The following is an 18,408-nucleotide window of genomic DNA, read 5'->3' on the forward strand; positions in this document are numbered from 1 at the left end:
CGTTCGGCTTCGGCGGCCACAACGTGGTCCTGGCGTTCCGTACGGTCTGATCCACGTCTGGCGTGAGAGGCCCACCCCGGTCGGGGTGGGCCTTTCCCGTGTGTCAGCGCAGCGCGAAGGCCGCCGGTTCCGCGCGCATGAGGATCTGGTTGAGGACGACGTGGCCGCCGGGGACGGGGACGAGTTCGGGGTAGATGGACAGCGCCACGGGCTTGGCGGTGTCCGGTACGAGGCGGGCGGTGGCCTTGCCGGTGGCGGGGTCGAGGAGGGCGATGCTGCCCCCGTTCTCGTTCTCCAGGACGGCGAACCGGCCGTCGGACTCCGCGGCGAGCGCCATCGTCTGGTGTTCCGCGTGGTACGACCAGGTCTTCCGGCCGTCCTTCAGGGAGTACGCGACGACGTTGTCGGCGACGAGCGACTCCTGCTGGGCAAGGGTGACGAGGAGGCCGTCGCGGACGACGGGCCGCAGGGCGTCGTCGTGGGTGACGCCCTGCGGGGCGGAGAGGACTCCGTCGGGTCCGGAGAGGGGCACGCTCACGGTCGGGGCGCCCGCATCGTCGAAGCCGAGGAAGGCCTGGGTGCCGCGGGTGTCCGCCTCGTTCACCGCGACGACGACCGGGGAGACGGAGACGACCGCCGCCGTCGCCTTGGACTCCACGGGCAGGTCGCGGGTCCACCGCCGCGCGCCGGTACGGGTGTCCAGGGCGAGGAGCCGGGCGCCCTTGCCGCACTGCTCGACGAGGAGCGTCCGGGTGGCGTCGGCGTCGACCGCCAGGGTCTCGCAGCCCTCGGGCACCGGCCGCTGCCAGCGCTGCTCGCCGGACTCCGTGTCACGGGCCCGGACGGTCCGGTCCTCGGCGCCGACGGCGGTGGTGCCGCCGACGGCGAGGGTGCCCTCGACGAGGCCGTCCCCGCCGAGGTTCTTCTTCCACAGGACCTTGCCGTCGGAGGCGCGGACGGCCAGCACGGTGGCGCACGGCTTGTCGTGCCGGCCGTACGCGACGAGCCCGACGCCCTCCTCGGTGTCCGGGGTCATCGCGCACAGGGCCTCGCGGGTCGGCGCGGGCACGCTCCACCGGACGCGGCCGTCGGCCCCGTCGTACGCGAAGAGCCCGTCGATCCGGCCTTGGGCGACGGTGGAGCCGAGGCCCCAGAAGCCGATGGCGTCGTCGCCCACTTGGCCGACGGCCGGGACGGACCAGGCGACGGCCGGCCGGTCGTCGAGGCGCGACGCGGTGGGCGCGGGTTTCGCGGGCGCCTTGCCCGTCGCCGCGGTGTCGTCGGCGTCGTCGTCGACCCAGACGCCGGCGGCGATCAGCGCGAGCGTCCACACCGCGGCCGCGGCCACGATCGAGGCCCGTCCCGGCGCCGCGGTGCGGGGTTCTGCGTCGGTCTTGTCGGGACCGGTGCGCGGGGCGCGGGTGTCGGTGTCGTTCGTGCCGGAGCCCGGGAGCGGTGCCGCGTCCCGGACCTCGGGGGCGGTGCGGCGGCCGCGCCGGGCCGCGAGGAGCGTGGCGCCCAGGGCGGCGCACACGAGGGCGCAGACGACGGCCGCCCAGCCCGTGGGCCAGGAGCCGCCGATGACCCCGGCCGCTGTGAAGACCGTCGCGGCGCCGAACAAGGCACCGGCCACACCGTCGCGCTTCATGTCCATCCCCCCACCGGCGCGCCCCCTGCGCGCCCCGGGCGGAATCTACAGCGTGTCGGTGAGGACCCGTCAGACGACCTGGTGCAGCCAGCGGACGGGGGCTCCCTCGCCGGCGTACCGGAAGGGTTCCAGTTCGTCGTCCCAGGGCTTGCCGAGGAGCTTGGCGACCTCGGCCTCCAGCTGGGTCTCGCCCTGCAGGGAGCGCGCGAGGGCGGCCCGCAGCCGGTCCTCGGGGATCAGGATGTCCCCGTGCATGCCGGTGACGGCGTGGAAGATGCCGAGGTCGGGGGTGGCGCTGTAGCGCTCGCCCTCGGCGGTGGGGCAGGGTTCCGCGGTGACCTCGAAGCGGAGCATCTGCCAGCCGCGCAGTGCGGAGGCGAGTTTGGAGGCGGTGCCGGTCTGGCCCTGCCAGGAGAACTCGGCTCTCCAGGTGCCGGGGGACGCCGGCTGGCGGATCCAGTCGAGCTGGACCCTCGCACCGAGGACGCCCGCCACCGCCCATTCGACGTGCGGGCAGAGCGCGCGCGGTGCGGAGTGTACGTACAGGACTCCACGTGTCGTCACCGGGACCTCCAGTGTGGGACGAGGTTCGCCTTTCCCAGCGGCCTCAGTAAACAGCATCAGGAGTAAAACGTCACAAACCGTCAAAAAGGGGGCAGGAAGTGACGTGATGTAATTTACCGGAGCCGGTCGGCAAAGGCGCCTCTGGTTCGACGGGGGAAAAGCTACCGTGCCGCACCGTCATCGGTGTGACGTACGGTCGGTCCGGGGGCGGGTGAACACGAAGCTTTCACTCGCCAGGACGCCGAAGGAGGGGCCCGGGATGCGCGGCCGACGCCGATTCCGTACCGCCGTCGCCGTCGCGACGGCGGGGCTGCTGTGCGCGGGGGCGCTCGCCGGCTGTACGGCCGGGGAGCCGGCGGCGAAGGTCCCCTCGGCGAGACCGGTGCCGAAGGCGACGCCCCTCTGGGACGTCTCCCCCGCCTCCGTCGCCGCCGTCGGCGACTCCGTCACCCGCGCCTTCGACGCCTGCTCGGTCCTCGCGGACTGCCCCGAGGTGTCGTGGGCGACCGGGACGGACGCGGCCGTGAACAGCCTGGCGCTGCGGCTGCTCGGCCCGGCGAAGGTGGCCACGCACAGCTGGAACCTGGCCCGGACGGGCGCCCGGATGGCGGAGCTGCCGGAGCAGATGGCGGGGGCGGCGGCGGAGAAGCCCGAGCTGGTGACGGTGATGATGGGCGCGAACGACGCCTGCCGTCCGACCCCCGGGGCGATGACCCCGGTCGCCGACTTCCGCGCCTCCTTCGAGACGGCGCTCGCCCGGCTGCGGGCGGGCGCGCCGAAGGCGCAGGTGTACGTGTCGAGCGTGCCGGACCTGAGGCACCTGTGGTCGACGGGGCGGGTCAGCCCGCTCGGCCTGCAGGTGTGGAAGCTGGGGATCTGCGGCTCGATGCTCGCGGACGCGGAGGACCTCGGCCCCGCGGCGGAGCGGCGGCGGGCCGAGGTGCGGGACCGGGTGGTGGCGTACAACCGGGTCCTGAAGGAGGTCTGCGCCAAGGACGCGCGCTGCCGGTACGACGGCGGGGCGGTCTTCGGTTTCCGGTTCGACGGCGGCCAGTTGAGCCCCTGGGACTGGTTCCATCCGAGCAAGGACGGGCAGGCGCGGCTCGCGGAGCTCGCGTACCGGCGGATCACGAAGGAGTGAGGGACCCCGGGGCGGTTGTCAGGTTCCGCCCCGGGGCCGGTCAGGGGGACGTCCGGGATCAGACGTCGAGGGCGGTCGTCAGGCGGGCGTCCGCGAGGGAGTGGGCGGCGACGACCTCGTAGGCGCCGGTGACGAGGGTCCAGTCGTTCTTCTCCTCGTCCCAGATCTCGAAGGCGCGGCGGGGCAGCGCGATCCCGGCCTCGACGGTCTCGCCGGGGGCGGCCTCGACGCTCGCGAAGCCGGCCAGCCAGCGGGCGGGGCGCTCCACCGTGTCGCCGGTCGGCGCCAGGTAGATCTGGACGACCTCGCGGCCGGTGCGGTCGCCGGTGTTGGTGAGCCGGACGGTGACCGTGCCGCCATCGCCGTCGGCGGGGCCGGCGACCAGGGAGTCGTACGACCAGGTCGTGTAGCCGAGGCCGTGGCCGAAGGGGTACGCGGGGACCGCGCCGGCCTTGTCCCAGGCGCGGTAGCCGACGAAGACGCCCTCGGCGTAGTCGAGTTCGCCACCGGTGGGGGTGACCTCGGTGACGGGGACGTCGGCGAGGGCGACGGGCCAGGTGGTGGGGAGGCGGCCGCCGGGCTCCTCGGCGCCGGTGAGGACGTCGGCGAGGGCGGCGCCGCCCTCCTGGCCGGGGAACCAGCCGAGGAGGATCGCGGCCACGTCCTCGCGCCAGGGCAGTTCGACCGGGGAGCCGGCGTTGACGACGACGACGGTGTTCGGGTTGGCGGCGGCGACGGCCCGCACGAGGTCGTCCTGGCGGCCGGGGAGGGCGAGGTCCTTGCGGTCGAAGCCCTCGGACTCGACGCGCTCGGTGGTGGCGACGACCACGACGGCGGTGTCGGCGGCGCGGGCCGCTTCGACGGCTTCGGCGATCAGTTCGTCGGGGTCACGGCGCGGACCGAGGTGGACGAAGGAGAACATGACGGCCGGCAGCGGGGCCGCGAACTCCTTGTCGAGGGTGTGGAGGAGGGAGACCTCGACGGTCTCGCCGGCGGTGAGCGCGACCTTGGCGCGCTCGACCGGGGAGCCGAAGAAGGCCTCGAAGGGGTCGGTCTCGGAGCCCATGGCCTGGACGCCCTCGAAGACGGTCTCGCCGGCGACGGCGAGGGCGAAGGCGCCGAGGCCGCGGGTGCCGAAGGAGTGCTCGCCGGTCTCGCGCGGGGTGTAGGTGCCGACGACCTCGATGGAGGCGAGGGCCTCGTGGGTGACGCCGGCCGGCAGGTCGTCGCCGATCCACTGGACCTGGCCGTTGGGCAGGGAGCCCTCGCCGAGGAGCCGGCCCTCGGCGTCGCGGCAGCGGGCCCGGAGGGCGAACCCTTGATCGGCGGGGGTGAGTTCCTCGCTGGGGTCGGCGCCGACGGTGAAGGTGAGGGCGCCGTCGGGGAGGGCGGCGGCGAGGCCGTCGAGCGGGGAGACGACGTGGTCGGGGAAGACCTGGGCGGAGCCGCCGCCGAGGACGCGGGCGTCGCGGGCGGCGGCGCCGGAGAGGGCGACGGTGCGGCCGGCCGCGAGGGGCAGGGCCGCGTTCTCGTTGCGCACGAGGACGAAGCCGCGGCGGGCGATCTCGCGGGCGAGGGCGTCGCCGTCGATCGGGGCCGGGGGTTCGGTGACGACCGGCGGGGCGCCTTCGAGGGCGCCGACGCGGGCGGCGAGCCGCAGGACGTTGCGCACGGCCGCGTCGACGGCGGCCTCCTCGACCTCGCCGGCGCGGACGGCGGCCGCGAGGGCCTCGCCGTACACGGTGACGGGGCCGGGCATGGCGACGTCGAGGCCGCCCTCGATGTCGCCGGTGGTGGAGCGGGCGGCCATCCAGTCGGAGACGTTGTAGCCGTCGAAGCCCCACTCGCCGCGCAGGACCTCGTTCACGAGGTACCGGTGCTCGGTCATCGTCACGCCGTTGACCCGGTTATAGGCGGTCATGATGCCCCAGGGGTGGGCGTTCCTGACGATGGCCTCGAAGGGGGCGAGGTAGACCTCGCGGAGCGGGCGCGGGGCGACCTTGTTGTCGACGGTGAAGCGGTCGGTCTCGGCGTCGTTGGCGACGAAGTGCTTGACGGTGGTGCCGACGCCGCCGTCCTGGACGCCCTGGACGTAGCCGGTGCCGACGGCGCCGGTGAGGAAGGGGTCCTCGCTGTACGCCTCGAAGTGGCGGCCGCCGAGCGGGGTGCGGTGCAGGTTGACCGTGGGCGCGAGGAGGACGTGGACGCCCTTGCGGCGGGCCTCCTGGGCGAGGAGGCGGCCGGCCCGGCGGGCGAGCGCGGGGTCCCAGGCGGCGGCGAGCGCGGTCGGGGACGGCAGGGCGACGGACGGGTCGTCGGCGGTCCAGCGGACGCCGCGGACGCCGATGGGGCCGTCGGACATGACCAGGGACTTCAGGCCGATCTCCGGCAGGGCGGGCAGGGACCACATGTCCTGGCCGCCGAGCAGCCGCGCCTTGGTGTCCAGGTCGAGCTTGCCGAGCGCCGTCTCGACGGCCGCGTTCCTCGCGGTCTCCGCGCTGTTCTCCGCCATGGCCGTACCTCCTCGTTGACGTACCGATGACCCCGATGCGCCCATCGTGCACCCACCTACCTGTAGATCGGTAGGTTACGTTATCCATCCGTTACTTCAACGGCGGGGCGAAGGGGTACCGTCCTGTCGGGACGAACCTGCGAGAGGAGGCCACGGCGATGGTGCGGGCCAGGAGCGAGGAGCGACGCGCGGACATCCTGCGCGCCGCCCTCGAAGTGATCGCCGAGCGCGGCTACCGGGGCGCCACCCTCGGCTCCGTCGCCGAGCGCGTCGGGCTGACCCAGCAGGGCCTGCTGCACTACTTCCCGACGAAGGAGGCGCTGCTCGTCGCCGTCCTGGAGGAGCGCGACCGCTGGGACACCAGCGGCGGCCGGGACCGCGAGGGCTGGCGGCTCGACCTGCTGGAATCGCTCGTCGAGTACAACGCCATGCGGCCGGGGATCGTGCAGACCTTCTCCGCCCTGCTCGGCGAGAGCGTCACGGACGGGCATCCGGCGCGGACGTTCTTCACCGAGCGGTACGCACAGGTCAGGGCCAACATGGCGGACGTGCTGCGGCTGGAGTTCGGCGAGCGGCTGCCCGGCGGACTCACCCCGGAACGGGCGGCGCCGCTGCTCACGGCGGTGATGGACGGGCTCCAGTACCAGTGGCTCCTGGACCCCTCGGCGGTGGACATGCCGGGCGCCTTCCGGGACTTCCTGCGCCTGCTGCGCGAGGACGAGGACACCCCCTAGAGGGGTGCCCTCGGAGCCCCGCCCCGCCCTACGTCGCGGACGCGACCCGGGCGGCGGCCGGTCGAGGTCCGGGATCGGCCCCGTGCAGCCGGAGGGCCGAGCGGTGCAGCCCCCTGCGGTCGTAGAGGCGGGTGAACGCGAGGCCGAGGGCGAGCGACACGGCGAATCCGAGGACGGTCATGGTCCAGGCGCGTCCGAGTCCCGCGTCGGTCCGGGCGCCGAAGTAGAGGATGGACCGCACGCCGTCGACCACCTGGCGGAACGGCTCGAACTCCGCCAGGAAGCGGTAGAAGTCCGGGAGCGCCTGGAGCGGGATGGTGGCGCCGGCCGACGGGATGGCCAGGCCGATCAGGACCAGCATGGAGACGATGGGGCCCGGGGTGCCGAAGACGGCGAGCAGGGCCAGGGCCGTGATGCCCATCGCCGCCGTGGCGCACGAGCCGAAGACCCACAGCAGGCCCAGGTGCGAGGCGTCGATGCCGACGACGCCGACGGCACCGGCCATCGCGAGCGCGGAGGTCAGCATCGACAGGACGACCATGAGCACCGAGCAGACCGCGAAGTGCTGCACCCGCGTGATGTGCTGGGCGGGCTTGACGAAGCGGAACGGCCCCTTGTCGTTGGCCATGTAGCCGAGCGCCGTGTCCACCTGGCTGTGGATCACGTTGGCGCCCAGCATGCCGCCGAGGACCAGCACGAGGGCGTAGAAGAAGGCGCTCAGCCCGAGGCCGCTGTGGGTGCCGAGCGGGTGCCCCTCCTCGACGACCGCCTTCACGGGGTCGGCGATCATCAGCTGGGCGGCGGCGGGCACGGCCGGACGGGCGGCCTGGGCGGGTGCGGCGGGTCGGGCGGCCTTCCGCTCTAGCTCCTGGGCGAGCCCGTGGCCCACCTGCGCGGAGGTGGTGGCGACGACCTTGCGGTTGATCTCGGCGGCCATGCCGGAACCGAAGCTTCCGGCCGCGGGGTTGGTCAGCACCGTCATGGTCGGCGGGTGCGGTGTGCGCTGGGCCGGTCCGGCGAGCGCGCTCACCGAGGCGGAGAAGTCCTCCGGGATGACGAGCGCGCCGAACACCTTGCCCCGGGCGAGCAGGTCGTCGGCGGTGCGGCGGTCGACCTTCTTCCAGGAGACCTTGTCCCCCAGCTCCGCGGAGCCGGTGATCCGGGTGGCGATCTGCGCACCGAGGTCGATCCGCCGTCCGGCCGTCTCCACTCCCCGGTCGGCGTCGACCAGGGCGATCGGCAGGTCCTTCGTCGAACCGACCGGGTCGTTGTTGGCTCCCAGGTAGAGCATCGACAGGACGAGGGACAGCAGGCCGAGGACGACCGCCGAGGGCAGCCATATCCCGCGGCGGCGCAGCAGACCGCTGGCGCTCACCCGGAGCAAGGGGGTCGGTTCGGGCATGACGAGAGGCTCCGGTTTCGGTGGCGCGCCGGCGGGGCGCTCGGATCGACAGGAGGGGTCGGGCGCCGTCTTCGCAGGTGGACGGCACACTGGAAAGTATCACTTTCCAGTTGAAGAGTTGCACTATCCAACTGAGGGCGTCCACCGGAACGCCTGGGAGACTGGTCACACACAGAACGCACCGAGCGAGAGCGCGCATGAGAATCTCCGACCTGAGCCGCCTGTCCGGAACGCCGGTCGGGACGATCAAGTACTACCTGCGCGAGGGCCTGCTGCCGCCCGGCCGGCAGCTGGGAGCCACGCTGAGCCTGTACGGGGACGAGCACCTCCAGCGCCTGCGCCTGATCCGCGCCCTGACCGCCCGCGGCGGCCTGTCGATCGCCGCCACCCGCGACGTCCTCACCGCCATGGACGAGCCCCTCGATCCGCTCGCCACGCTCGGCGTCGTGCACTACGCGCTGCCCACGCCGGTCGACGCCGCCGAGACGGACGCGGTGGACGAGCAGGCGCCCCGGGTCGACGAACTGCTGCGGGTCATGGGCTGGGACGTCTCCGAGGACTCGCCCCACCGCCGCGCCCTCGCCGCGAGCCTCATGGACCTCGCCCGCATCGGCGCCGACTACCGCACCGAGGACCTGCTGCCGTACGCCGAACTGGCCGCCTCCGCCGCCAGGCTCGACCTCGACCGGATCAAGGAACTCGACGGCGCCGAGGACCGCTTCAAGCTGGCCGAGCACGCCGCCGTCGTCGTACTCCTCCTGGAGCCGGTCCTGGCCGTCCTGCGCCGCCTCGCCCAGGAGAACGAGACCCGGCGGCGCGGCATCTGGGCCCGCCCGGACGAGCCGACCGCCCCGCACCCCGGCCCGGACCCGGACCCCGACCCGGACCCCGCGGACACCCCTTAGCCGGCGACGGCGGCGAGGTCCTCGGCGAGCAGGGCCGGGTCCCGGGTGAGGAAGCCGTGGACGGCTTCCAGGACGGGGAGCTTCGCCGACGAGGTCGCCAGGGCGACGTCCTTCGCGGCGAGGGCGACGGGGAAGTACGAGCCGGTCGCGGTGGCGCGGCCGACGGCGCCCGCGAGGGGGCCCGCGCCGAGGGTGCGGAGCGCGAGGTCCCGGGGCAGGCCGAGGGCTCCGGCGAGCGCGAGGGCCTCGGCGACCAGGGCGACCCCGCCGATGGCCGCGTTGATGAGGACGAGCTTGAGGGCGGCGCCCGCCCCGGGCCCGCCGCACGGGGTGGTCGCGCCGAGCCGGTCGAGGACGGCGGCGACGGGCGCGGTGTCGCCGCCCGCGAGGATCAGCAGGTCGCCGGAGGCGGCCCGGTCGACGCTGCCCATGACGGGCGCGTCGATCAGGGTGACCCCGGCGGGGAGCCGGGCGGCCAGGGCACGGACGGTGTCCGGGCCGACCGTCGAGGTGTCGATCCAGTGGGTGCCGGGACGCAGCGCCGGGATCAGCGCGTCCGCGACGGCGAGCGCGGCGGCCGGGTCCGCCAGCATCGTGACGACGACGTCGGCGTCCCGGACGGCCTCGGCGGGGCTCGCGGCCCGGACGGCGCCGTCGGCGACGAGGTCGTCGGCCTTGGCGGCCGTGCGGTTCCAGACGGTCAACGGGTGTCCGGCGTCGAGGAGTCGGCGGGCCATGGGGAGCCCCATGGACCCGAGGCCGAGGAAGGCGATCTTCTGCTGCGTGTTCTCCATGTCCTCGACGCTAGGTCCGCGCCTCACATGCGACAAGCGAATGTCTAGCATGGTCGGCATGCCCGTCTCGCATGGCCTGTACGAAGCGTTCCTCGCCGTCGCCCGGGAGGGGTCCTTCACCGCCGCCGCCCGCGTCCTCGGCTACACCCAGTCCGCGGTCTCCCGCCAGGTCCAGGCCCTGGAGGACGAGACGGCCGCGGTGCTCTTCGAGCGCCTGCCGCGCGGGGTGCGGCTGACCGAGGCCGGCCGGGTGCTGCTGCCGCACGCCGAGGCCGTACGGGACCGGCTGGTCGCGGCGCGGGCCGAACTGGAGGCGCTGCGCACCCTGGAGGGCGGGCTGCTCCGGCTCGGCTCGTTCTCCAGCGCCAACGCGGCGCTCGTCCCCGGCGCGCAGGCCGTGTTCCGGGCGCGCCACCCGGGGGTGGCGGTCACCCGCACCGAGGGGCCGTCCGTGAAGCACCTGGGGCTGCTCGCCGCCGGGGAGCTGGACCTCGCGGTGGTCAGTCCGGCCGTCACCGCTCCCCCGCCGGAGGGCGTGGTCCTGCACCACCTGCTCGACGAGCCGATGCTGGTGGCCCTGGCGCGGGGGCACGCGCGCGCGGGGCGGCGGGCGGTGCGGCTCGCCGAACTCGCCGGGGAGGAGTGGATCGTCGGCAACGAGCGCCTGGAGGACACCCTCTTCCGTCCGGCGGTCGCCGCCGGGTTCCGGCCGCGCACGGGGCTGATCGCGCACGACTGGATCGCCAAGCTGGGCGCGGTGGCCGCCGGGCTCGGCGTCACGCTCGTCCCGGCGCTCGCGGCGGCGTCCGTGCGCAGGGACGTCACGCTCGTCCGGATCCATCCGGACGACGTCCCGTACCGCCGGATCCACGCGGCGACCCCGCCGGTCCCCACGGCGGCGGCGACCGCGTTCCTGGAGGTGCTGCGGGAGACGGCGGAGGCGCTGCGGGGCTCCCCGGGGTTCCCGCGCGGCGGCCGGGCGGGATGATGGGGGCCATGATCGTCGCAGCCACCCAGTTCGCCCCGGTCGCCGGGGACATCGACGCCAACGTCCGTACGATCGCCGGCCTGGTCCGGGCCGCCGGGGCGGAGGGGGCCCGTGTGGTCGTCTTCGCGGAGCTCTGCCTGACGGGGTACGAGCCGTCCCTGATCCGGGACACCCCCGGCCTCGTCCTCGCCGAGGACGACGCCCGCCTCGCGCCCGTCCGGGAGGCGTGCCGGGCCGCCGGTGCGGCGGCCGTGGTCAACGGCCCGGTGCGGAACGGCGGTTCACGGCCCGGTCTCGGCACGCTCGTCATCGGCCCGGACGGCTCGCTCCTCACCCGCTACGACAAGCGGAACCTGTACGGCGTGGAGGCCGAGGTGTTCGCACCGGGCACCGCCGACGGCCGGTTCACGCTCGACGGGGTCGGGTTCGCGCTGGCCACCTGCTACGACAACCGCTTCCCCGAACTGGCCGAGCGGGCCGCCGCCGCCGGCTGCTCGGTGTACCTGGCGAGTTCGGTGCTGTCCGCCGACAACGACTCGTTCGAGGCGGTGTATCCGGTGCGGGCCCGCGACTTCGGCCTGCACGTGGTCCTCGGCAACGTCCTGGGGAGCAACGAGGACGGGGTCGGCGCCGGCCGGGCCGGCGCCTGGGGTCCGGACGGCGAACGGATCGCGGACGCGGGCGACGCCGGTCCGGGCTTCGCGCTCGCCGAGGTCGGCTGACCGCCCGGGACCGGGACGCGCGAAGCCGGGCGGCCGTGGGACATACGGCCGCCCGGCTCGTGGGACGCCGTCACGGAACCCCCGGTCCGCGACGGCGCCCCGCCCCCGCTACGGGGCGCTCAGGCCCAGCGTGTACGCACCGGAACCGCTGTACGCGTGCACCACGTACCGGTAGTAGCCCGCGGTGCCGTAGTAGCTGGTGTCCTCGTCGGCCGACGCCGTGCCGCCGACCGCCACGTCCGCCCAGGCCGACCCGTTCCACTTCTGCAGGTACAGGTCGAAGTCGGCGCCGGCCGGGCCGCGGAGGCAGCCCGTGTGGGTGCCGGCGGTGGCGGAGTAGTAGTACGAGCCGTCCGGCTGCGCCTGGGCCTGGCCGGAGGTCAGGGTGCCCTGGTAGGTGTTCTCTGCGCCGGAGCAGCCGGTGGGCGGGGTCGTGGTGCCGACCGACAGCTGGTACGTGACCGTGTGGGTGGCGGATCCCGTGCCGGTGACGGTGATCGGGTAGGTGCCGTTGGCGGTGCCCGCCGCGACCTGGACGGTCATGGTGGACGAGGAGCCCGAGGTCACCGAGGTGGGGCTGAAGGAGACGGTGACGCCGCTCGGCGCGCCGCTCGCGGAGAGCTGGACGGTCTGCGCGCTGCCGCCGGTGGTGGAGGTGTTCACCGTGGAGGTGACGGAGGCGCCGGCCTGCACCGAGCCCGAGGACGGGTTCAGGGCGAGCGAGAAGTCCGGGGTGGTGGTGCCGCCGCAGTCGGTCTCACCGGACTGGGCCGGGACGCCGACCGCGTTCCAGGCCGCCTTCACCGCGTTGCACTCGACGCTGCCGTAGGTGTTCTTGGCGCTGGTCAGCGTCGCCTTGCGGGCGGCGAGGTGGTTCCAGGAGGAGGTCTTCATCAGCAGGGCGCCCATGAAGACCTTGCCGGCCTTCTGGATGCCGATGCCGGTCACGGAGGACGGACCGCCGGAACATATGGGGCTGCTGGGCTTGCCGCCGCCCGGGTTGGAGCCCTCGGCGAGCAGGTAGAACCAGTGGTTCTGCGGGCCGGCCGCCGCGTGCACCTCGGTGCCCGAGGTCAACTGCGGGTAGCAGTTGGGGTCGTTGCCGACGAGCGAGGGGTTGTACATGTTCCGGATCGGCTTGCCGTCGCCGAAGAAGTTGACCTTCTCGCCGACCGTGTAGTCCGGGGTGTCGTTCGGGTTGTTGGCGTAGTGCTCGGTGAGCGCGCCGAAGATGTCGCCCGTCGACTCGTTCATGCCGCCGTTCTCGTTGGACGAGCCCGAGCTGCCCGGCGTCCGGTCGAAGATCTCGTGGCCGTACTCGTGCGCCACGACGTCGATGCCGGTGAGCTGGTTGGAACCGGTCTGGGCCCGCCCGTAGGTCGTCTTCGTGCCGTCGTAGTAGGCGTTGACCTCGGAGAGTCCGGCGCGGGCCGGGACCATGCCGCCCTGACCGTTCTGGCCGTTGTAGCCGAACCACTCCTTGAGCATGGAGTGTTCCTTCTGCGCCGCGTACATGATGTCGACGCAGGCGGTCACCAGGTCGTTGGCGCCGTTGTTGCCCCACGGCGAGGAGCCCGTGTAGGCGCTGCCGTTCTGGCCGCCGCACTTGAAGCCGCCGCGGCTGGTGTCGGTCATCGAGGAGGCGGCGGTGTCGATGGTGACGTTGCCGTTGTGGTAGCCGCGGCCGTCCGCGTGCAGGATCTTGTCGGTGGCGCGGGCGACGGCGCCGGTGCGGGCGTCGACGTAGGTGTCGAGGGAGCTGGGCGCGTCCTTCGCGGTCCGGCCGATGACCAGGGTGTGCCAGGTCAGCACGGCCTTGCCGCCCTTGAGGAGGACGGTCAGCTCGGGGGCACTCGCGCTCTCGACCGACGCCAGCTGCCCGCGGGCGGTGGCGAGGGCGGCGTCGGCGGTGACCTTGGCCTTGGTGGAGAGCTTGATGGCCGGGGCGGGGGCGCCGGTGACCTCGCGGACCTTGCCGGTGCTGTCGGTGACGACGACCGCGTCGCCGCCGACGACCGGGAGGCCGCGGTAGGTGCGCTCGTACGACGCGTAGTACAGGCCGTTCGCCCAAGGGGTGACGGACGTCCGGACGAGGTCCTCGTCGGCGCCGTGCCGCAGCTCGTCGAGGCCGCTCGCCGCGGCGCCGTCGGCGGCCGCGAGCGCGAGGGACTTGCCGTGACCCGGAGGTACGGGCTGCGCCTGGGGCACGGCGCTGGCGGTGCCGGCGAGGGCGGTCGCGAGGCTCGCCGACAGGGCCAGGGCGGCCACGGTCGCCGTGAGTCTGGTGGGGTGCAACGTCTGCTCCGATCGGGGTGTGGATCGAGGTGGGGGAGACGGATCGTCGCGCCGAGTATGGGCGTGGACATGGCCAGTTCGGGACATCTCACGCGGCATAAGACGCGGGTTATGGTGCGCCCGCGCGGTGCTGCGTACGCTGCTGAAATGCAGCTGGAGTTGAGGCATCTTGAGGCCGTCTGCCGGATAGCGGAAGCGGGCAGTCTGGGGCGCGCGGCGGGGCGCCTCGGGGTCTCGCAGCCGGCCCTCTCGGCGCAGTTGCGCCGGATCGAACGGGTCGCCGGCGGGGAGCTGTTCCTCCGCGGCCGGCACGGCGTGGAGCCCACGCCGCTGGGCGAGTTCGTCCTCTCCAAGGCGCGCCTCGTGCTCGGCGAGATGGACGCGCTGGCCGCCGGGGCCCGGGCCGTCGCCCCGCACACCCCGCTGCGCCTCGGCTGCATCCTGCTCGTCCTCGTCGACCGGCTGATCGGGGAGCTGGAGCAGGTCATGGCGGGGCTCGGCACCGGGCAGGACGTCTCGGTGAACGTGGAGCACTCGGCGACGACGCTGACCCGGCAGCTCGGCGCGGGACGCTACGACGCCGTCCTGTACGGGGAGGTCAACGACCACGAGGTGGCGCTGCCCGAGGGGACCACGGCCCGGACGCTGGTCCCCAAGGAGCCGTTCTGCGTGCGGCTCTCGGCGGCGCACCCGCTGGCCGGGAAGGACCGGATCGCGCTGTCCGAGCTGGCCGGCGAGTCGTGGATGACGCTGGTCGAGGACGACGACGGCGGCCCCGAGGCGCTGGTGGCCGCCTGCGCGAAGGCCGGGTTCACGCCCGTGCTGCGGCACCGGGTGGCCGACCGGCAGATGCACTACGGTCTGATCGCCGCCGGCCGGGCCGTCTCGATGAGCCAGCCGACCGCCCCGCCCGCCGAAGGGACGGTGCTGCGGCCCCTGGAGGGCGACCCGGTCATCGGGCGGATCCGGCTCGCCTGGAACCGGGCCGCGGTCCCGGCCCCGCACGCCGAGCTGCTGTACCGGGCCGCGGCCCGCGCCTATCTGGCGAACATCGACAACAACGCCTTCCACCGGGCCTGGTGGGACGCCCGCCCGGAACTGCACCCGGTCCTCGAAGGCTGAGCGTCCCGAGGACCGGGCGCGGTGCGGCGGTTAGTCGTACGAGAGGTCGCCCGCCGCGTAACGGCAGGTGGTGCCGTCCGGGCCGGTGCCGATCTCCGTGGGCTCCTTGCCGGTGCTGTTGCCGGTGAAGCGGGTGCAGGGCTTGATCTTCTTCTTGGCGTCGCCGTGGATGCGGATGTTCCGCAGGGTCGCCGTGTCGCCGTAGTTGGCGTTGACGCCGACGATCGACTTGCCGGGCGCGGTGACGTCCACGTCGTTGATCAGGATCGTCCGCGGGTACTGCTTCTTGCAGTTGCCGCAGGAGCGGACGAGCTTGCCGAAGTCGGCGACCTGGAACTTGTTCACGACCAGCTTGCCGGCGCCGTTGAACTGGAAGACCTTGTCGGAGGCGCCCTTCGCGCCGCCGCCGTGGACCGCGTACACCGAGGACGCCGAGGTGCCCTTGAAGGTGGCGGCGTCCTCGCCGACGTTCTCCCACCAGACGTTCTGGAGGGTGCAGCTGCCGAGGCAGTGGACCCCGTCGGCGGCCGGGGTGCCGATGACGACGTTCTTGAGGACGGCGCCGTCCTTGAGGACGAAGACCGGCTTCTGGCTCTCGCTCTGGCCGTCGGAGCCGAGCTCACCGGTGCCGTAGAAGCGCTTGAGCTTTCCGTCGTAGGTGCCGGAGACCACGATGGTGGTGGCGACCGGCTTGCTGCCCTTGGCCTCCGGCCAGGCGGCGACGGCGCCCGCCGGGGCGAGCAGGGTGCTGGTGACGATCGCCGCCCCGGTGACACCGAGGGCGCTCAGGCCGCCGATGACCGCGCGGCGGCGACCCGTCTTCCGCTTGTGTGACGTCATGTGTTCCTTCTTCAGTGGGGGAGGTGGTGCACCCCCTGGTCGCCACCGGTCGAAGGAAGGTTGCCGCGTTCTTGATCGTTCTTCTCGGAGTCGTCGTCGGCCGACTCGCCGCGCAGGTCGCGCACCATCAGCGTGGCGCCGGCGACGGCCCCCGGCATGAGGAACACGGCGACGAACGGCACGAGGAACGCGAGCGTCAGCGGTACGCCGAAGCCGAGGGCCGCCAGCCTGCGCCCGCGCAGCATCCGCAGCCGCTCCTTGAGTTCGACGCCCCGGCGCTGGAGCGCCACGGCCGTCAGTTCCTCGGCGAGGAAGAACCCGGACACGCAGAAGCCGAGGACGGGCACGACGGTCTGGCCGACGACCGGGATGAAACCGCAGGCGAAGAGCAGGACGCCGTAGAACGCGACCCGCAGCACGACCCGCAGGCTGTCCCGGGCGGAGATCCACAGCTCGCGCCAGAGCGGCAGCCCGGACTCGGGCACCTCGCCGCCCTCGCTGCGGTCGACCTCCTCGGAGAGGGACTCGTAGAAGGGCTGGCCGACGAGCAGCGTGACCGCGGTGAAGGTGACGACCGCGAGGAAGAACCCGAAGGAGAAGACGAGCGCCGTCAGCGTGCCGCGGAAGATCCCGAGCCACGGCGAGGTCCAGTCGTCCGCGAACGGCGTCGCCCAGGCCGCCAGGTCGTCGGCGCCGTAACCGAGACCGACGAGCGCGCCCGCGTACAGGACGAGGGTCACCAGGCCGGGCAGCAGCCCGAACCCGAACCACCGCCCGTGCCGGCCCACCCACTTCTGGCCCTGCAGCAAGTACTTGAAACCCACCCCGAGATCACGCATGGGGGTCACCCTATCGGTGCCCCCGGCACCCCTTCGGGCAGGTCAGCGGCCGGACGTGCGGAAGGACTCCAGGGCCGTGTCGAAGTGTCGTCGGCCCTCCCCCGCGCGGTCCACCGGGGCCGACGCCCACACGTCGTACAGCGTCCCGGCCTGCTCCCAGCAGACGTCGACGGTGTGCCGCGGCCCCTCGGCGCTGGTGAAGCCGTTCCACGTGAACTCCCAGCGGGCGGCGGGCAGCCCCTTGTGCCGCGTCTCCTCGACCGTCGCGTCGCGGTACCCCCGGTTCGTCCTCGGGCCGTCCGCGTCCGCGCTCCGCATCACCCCGATCGCCCCGCCGGCCGGGATCGCCCTGATCCGCACCCCGACCCAGACCGCCCCGTCCCCCGTCGTGTAGAACACCCGCTCCCCGTCGGTCGAGCGGCGCGCCCCGGCGGGAACGGCCAGCGTGAACCCGCGCTCGTCCTCGACGGTCGTGTACCCGGCGGGCGCGGGGCCGGGCGCGGGCGCGTTCGCGGTCGCCGGGGACGACGAGCCGGCCCGGGGACCGTCCGCCCCCGTCGACGGGTCGTCCCGTCCCGCGAGCAGCACCGCCACCGTCACCGCGGCGACCGACGCGGCGACGGCCGCGACCACGAACGGCAGCACGAGACCACCCCGCCGGCCGGCCCCGGCACCGGCCGCGCGCCCGGCCGCGGGGTCCGTGAGCGCGTCGGGGTCCGTACGCCCTTCGGGGTCCGTACGCCCGCCCGGGTGGCCCGGCGCCCGCGGCGTCGAGGGCTGCCGCGGAGTCGCGGCCTGCCCGTGGTCGTGCGCGGTCGGCGGACGGACGGGCGTCGGGCCGTCGGGGCGTACGAACGGAGGGTGGACGGGCGTCGCGGCCTCGGGCCGTTCCGTCGGGGGGTGGAGCGGCGTCGCGGTGTCGGGCCGTGCGGTCGGGGGGCGGACCGGGGTCGGGGCGTCGGCAGGGTCGTCGGCGGCCGCGCAGGCGGCGAGCATCCGGCGGGCGTCGGCGGCGCTCAGACGGAGGTCCGGGTCGCGTTCGAGGAGGCCCTGGACGACCGGGACGAGCGGTCCCATCCGGCTCGGACGGCCGGATCTCCTCGTAGACGACGGCGTGCAGGACGGCGCCGATCGAGTCGCGGCGGAAGGGCGAGGTGCCCGTCGCCGCCGCGCAGAGGAGCGCGCCGAGCGACCACAGGTCGGAGGCCGGTCCGGCGACGGCGCCCTGCATGCGCTCCGGCGCGGTGTACTCGGGGGTCCCGACGAAGACGCCGGTCCCGCTGAGCGTGGTGGCGCCGGGGAGGCTGGCGATGCCGAAGTCGGTGAGGACCGCCCGGCCGCTGCCCTTCTCCAGGAGGACGTTGGCCGGTTTCACGTCCCGGTGCAGCACGTCGAGGGCGTGGGCGGCGCCGAGCGCGTCGAGCAGGTCGAGGCCGAGGCGGGCGGTCTCCCGGACGGACAGGACGCGGCCGGCGGCCAGCCGGTCGGCGAGCGAACCGCCGTCGACCAGCTCCATCACCAGCGCGGGCCGGCCCTCGTGCTCGACGACGTCGTGGACGACGACCACGTGGGGGTGCCGGATCCGGGCGACGACCCGCGCCTCCCGCAGGGCGCCCGCCGGGTCGGCCCCGTCGTCGAGCGCGAGGGTCTTGACCGCGACCTGGCGGCCGAGCAGCTCGTCGGTGGCCCGCCGGACGACGCCCATGCCGCCCTGTCCGAGCCGCTCCCCCAGGCGGTACCGCCCGCCGATGAGCCCTTGGCCGGCCTGCTCAGGCCCGTTGTGCGACGACACTCGACTCCCCCGTCCGCTGGACACGGACATGATGCCGCAGACGCACCGCCCCGGACACGGCGAGGGCCGCACCCCCGTCGGTCGGGGTGCGGCCCACGCCCAGTGTGCGG

15 protein-coding genes and 1 pseudogene are annotated in these 18,408 nt (G+C 74.0%); 6 read left to right on the forward strand and 10 right to left on the reverse strand.

Annotated elements, in window-relative coordinates:
• Positions 1-103: 103 nt before the first annotated feature.
• Together ACFCY7_RS20135 and ACFCY7_RS20140 are read right to left on the reverse strand one after the other, a co-directional pair.
• A complete protein-coding gene (locus ACFCY7_RS20135; protein WP_376486885.1) occupies positions 104-1,648 on the reverse strand; it encodes a PQQ-binding-like beta-propeller repeat protein in 1,545 nt (514 codons plus the stop codon).
• 69 nt (positions 1,649-1,717) lie between these two features.
• Positions 1,718-2,212, reverse strand: a complete 495-nt coding sequence (locus tag ACFCY7_RS20140; protein WP_033205972.1) for a DUF3145 domain-containing protein — start codon at positions 2,210-2,212, stop codon at positions 1,718-1,720.
• Between the two features lie 259 nt (positions 2,213-2,471).
• On the opposite strand from ACFCY7_RS20140, the gene ACFCY7_RS20145 reads away from it, so the two are divergent.
• Positions 2,472-3,353, forward strand: coding sequence for an SGNH/GDSL hydrolase family protein (locus ACFCY7_RS20145; RefSeq protein ID WP_376486890.1), 882 nt, complete (start codon positions 2,472-2,474; stop codon positions 3,351-3,353).
• A gap of 58 nt (positions 3,354-3,411) precedes the next feature.
• Here ACFCY7_RS20145 and ACFCY7_RS20150 read toward each other — a convergent pair whose 3' ends face one another.
• Positions 3,412-5,865: a beta-glucosidase gene (locus tag ACFCY7_RS20150; RefSeq protein WP_376486892.1), complete on the reverse strand. Its 2,454-nt coding sequence runs from the start codon at positions 5,863-5,865 to the stop codon at positions 3,412-3,414.
• A 158-nt stretch (positions 5,866-6,023) separates the two neighbouring features.
• On the opposite strand from ACFCY7_RS20150, the gene ACFCY7_RS20155 reads away from it, so the two are divergent.
• A complete protein-coding gene (locus ACFCY7_RS20155) occupies positions 6,024-6,599 on the forward strand; it encodes a TetR/AcrR family transcriptional regulator (protein ID WP_376486895.1) in 576 nt (191 codons plus the stop codon).
• A 28-nt stretch (positions 6,600-6,627) separates the two neighbouring features.
• On the opposite strand, the gene ACFCY7_RS20160 is transcribed toward ACFCY7_RS20155, so the two are convergent.
• Entirely contained in the window at positions 6,628-8,001 is a 1,374-nt protein-coding gene (locus tag ACFCY7_RS20160) for a DUF3533 domain-containing protein (protein ID WP_376486898.1), read from the reverse strand.
• Positions 8,002-8,198: 197 nt separating this feature from the next.
• On the opposite strand from ACFCY7_RS20160, the gene ACFCY7_RS20165 reads away from it, so the two are divergent.
• On the forward strand, positions 8,199-8,906 hold the full coding sequence (locus tag ACFCY7_RS20165) for a MerR family transcriptional regulator (RefSeq protein WP_376486900.1): 708 nt from the start codon (positions 8,199-8,201) through the stop codon (positions 8,904-8,906).
• On the opposite strand, the gene ACFCY7_RS20170 is transcribed toward ACFCY7_RS20165, so the two are convergent.
• Positions 8,903-9,700, reverse strand: coding sequence for an NAD(P)-dependent oxidoreductase (locus tag ACFCY7_RS20170; RefSeq protein ID WP_376486902.1), 798 nt, complete (start codon positions 9,698-9,700; stop codon positions 8,903-8,905). The two genes, ACFCY7_RS20165 and ACFCY7_RS20170, sit on opposite strands and share 4 nt — an antisense overlap.
• Before the next feature lie 49 nt (positions 9,701-9,749).
• Here ACFCY7_RS20170 and ACFCY7_RS20175 point away from each other — a divergent pair, with 49 nt between their 5' ends.
• A complete protein-coding gene (locus ACFCY7_RS20175) occupies positions 9,750-10,688 on the forward strand; it encodes a LysR family transcriptional regulator (RefSeq protein ID WP_376486905.1) in 939 nt (312 codons plus the stop codon).
• 8 nt (positions 10,689-10,696) lie between these two features.
• A complete protein-coding gene (locus ACFCY7_RS20180) occupies positions 10,697-11,410 on the forward strand; it encodes a carbon-nitrogen hydrolase family protein (RefSeq protein WP_376486908.1) in 714 nt (237 codons plus the stop codon).
• Between the two features lie 108 nt (positions 11,411-11,518).
• Here ACFCY7_RS20180 and ACFCY7_RS20185 read toward each other — a convergent pair whose 3' ends face one another.
• Entirely contained in the window at positions 11,519-13,705 is a 2,187-nt protein-coding gene (locus tag ACFCY7_RS20185; protein ID WP_376486911.1) for a M4 family metallopeptidase, read from the reverse strand.
• A 147-nt stretch (positions 13,706-13,852) separates the two neighbouring features.
• Here ACFCY7_RS20185 and ACFCY7_RS20190 point away from each other — a divergent pair, with 147 nt between their 5' ends.
• Positions 13,853-14,827 carry a LysR family transcriptional regulator gene (locus ACFCY7_RS20190; RefSeq protein WP_376486914.1) on the forward strand — a complete coding sequence of 325 codons (975 nt, stop codon included), beginning with the start codon at positions 13,853-13,855 and terminating at the stop codon, positions 14,825-14,827.
• Between the two features lie 30 nt (positions 14,828-14,857).
• Here the strand turns inward: ACFCY7_RS20190 and ACFCY7_RS20195 are convergent, their stop codons facing one another.
• The 4 genes and pseudogenes from ACFCY7_RS20195 to ACFCY7_RS20210 form a co-directional block, all read right to left on the reverse strand.
• Positions 14,858-15,667, reverse strand: a complete 810-nt coding sequence (locus ACFCY7_RS20195; protein ID WP_376486917.1) for a pectate lyase — start codon at positions 15,665-15,667, stop codon at positions 14,858-14,860.
• Positions 15,668-15,678: 11 nt separating this feature from the next.
• The gene (locus ACFCY7_RS20200; RefSeq protein ID WP_376486920.1) at positions 15,679-16,506 is read right to left on the reverse strand and encodes an EI24 domain-containing protein; all 828 of its coding nucleotides are present in this window, start codon (positions 16,504-16,506) and stop codon (positions 15,679-15,681) included.
• A gap of 42 nt (positions 16,507-16,548) precedes the next feature.
• Positions 16,549-17,583, reverse strand: a complete 1,035-nt coding sequence (locus ACFCY7_RS20205; RefSeq protein WP_376486926.1) for a hypothetical protein — start codon at positions 17,581-17,583, stop codon at positions 16,549-16,551.
• A 58-nt stretch (positions 17,584-17,641) separates the two neighbouring features.
• Positions 17,642-18,328: pseudogene (locus tag ACFCY7_RS20210) on the reverse strand (serine/threonine-protein kinase); the annotation flags it as partial.
• Positions 18,329-18,408: the final 80 nt, after the last annotated feature.

It is taken from the genome of Streptomyces sp. NPDC056361, assembly GCF_042262805.1.
GTDB lineage: Bacteria > Actinomycetota > Actinomycetes > Streptomycetales > Streptomycetaceae > Streptomyces.

What these genes read in the sequence shown, in the direction of transcription:
- ACFCY7_RS20145 (WP_376486890.1), top strand. Translation starts at nt 2,472, where the DNA reads ATGCGCGGCCGACGCCGATTCCGTACCGCCGTCGCCGTCGCGACGGCG.
- ACFCY7_RS20170 (WP_376486902.1), bottom strand. Translation starts at nt 9,700, where the DNA reads ATGGAGAACACGCAGCAGAAGATCGCCTTCCTCGGCCTCGGGTCCATG.
- ACFCY7_RS20175 (WP_376486905.1), top strand. Translation starts at nt 9,750, where the DNA reads ATGGTCGGCATGCCCGTCTCGCATGGCCTGTACGAAGCGTTCCTCGCC.
- ACFCY7_RS20205 (WP_376486926.1), bottom strand. Translation starts at nt 17,583, where the DNA reads ATGGGACCGCTCGTCCCGGTCGTCCAGGGCCTCCTCGAACGCGACCCG.
- ACFCY7_RS20200 (WP_376486920.1), bottom strand. Translation starts at nt 16,506, where the DNA reads ATGCGTGATCTCGGGGTGGGTTTCAAGTACTTGCTGCAGGGCCAGAAG.
- ACFCY7_RS20135 (WP_376486885.1), bottom strand. Translation starts at nt 1,648, where the DNA reads ATGAAGCGCGACGGTGTGGCCGGTGCCTTGTTCGGCGCCGCGACGGTC.
- ACFCY7_RS20160 (WP_376486898.1), bottom strand. Translation starts at nt 8,001, where the DNA reads ATGCCCGAACCGACCCCCTTGCTCCGGGTGAGCGCCAGCGGTCTGCTG.
- ACFCY7_RS20180 (WP_376486908.1), top strand. Translation starts at nt 10,697, where the DNA reads ATGATCGTCGCAGCCACCCAGTTCGCCCCGGTCGCCGGGGACATCGAC.
- ACFCY7_RS20165 (WP_376486900.1), top strand. Translation starts at nt 8,199, where the DNA reads ATGAGAATCTCCGACCTGAGCCGCCTGTCCGGAACGCCGGTCGGGACG.
- ACFCY7_RS20155 (WP_376486895.1), top strand. Translation starts at nt 6,024, where the DNA reads ATGGTGCGGGCCAGGAGCGAGGAGCGACGCGCGGACATCCTGCGCGCC.
- ACFCY7_RS20190 (WP_376486914.1), top strand. Translation starts at nt 13,853, where the DNA reads ATGCAGCTGGAGTTGAGGCATCTTGAGGCCGTCTGCCGGATAGCGGAA.
- ACFCY7_RS20195 (WP_376486917.1), bottom strand. Translation starts at nt 15,667, where the DNA reads ATGACGTCACACAAGCGGAAGACGGGTCGCCGCCGCGCGGTCATCGGC.
- ACFCY7_RS20150 (WP_376486892.1), bottom strand. Translation starts at nt 5,865, where the DNA reads ATGGCGGAGAACAGCGCGGAGACCGCGAGGAACGCGGCCGTCGAGACG.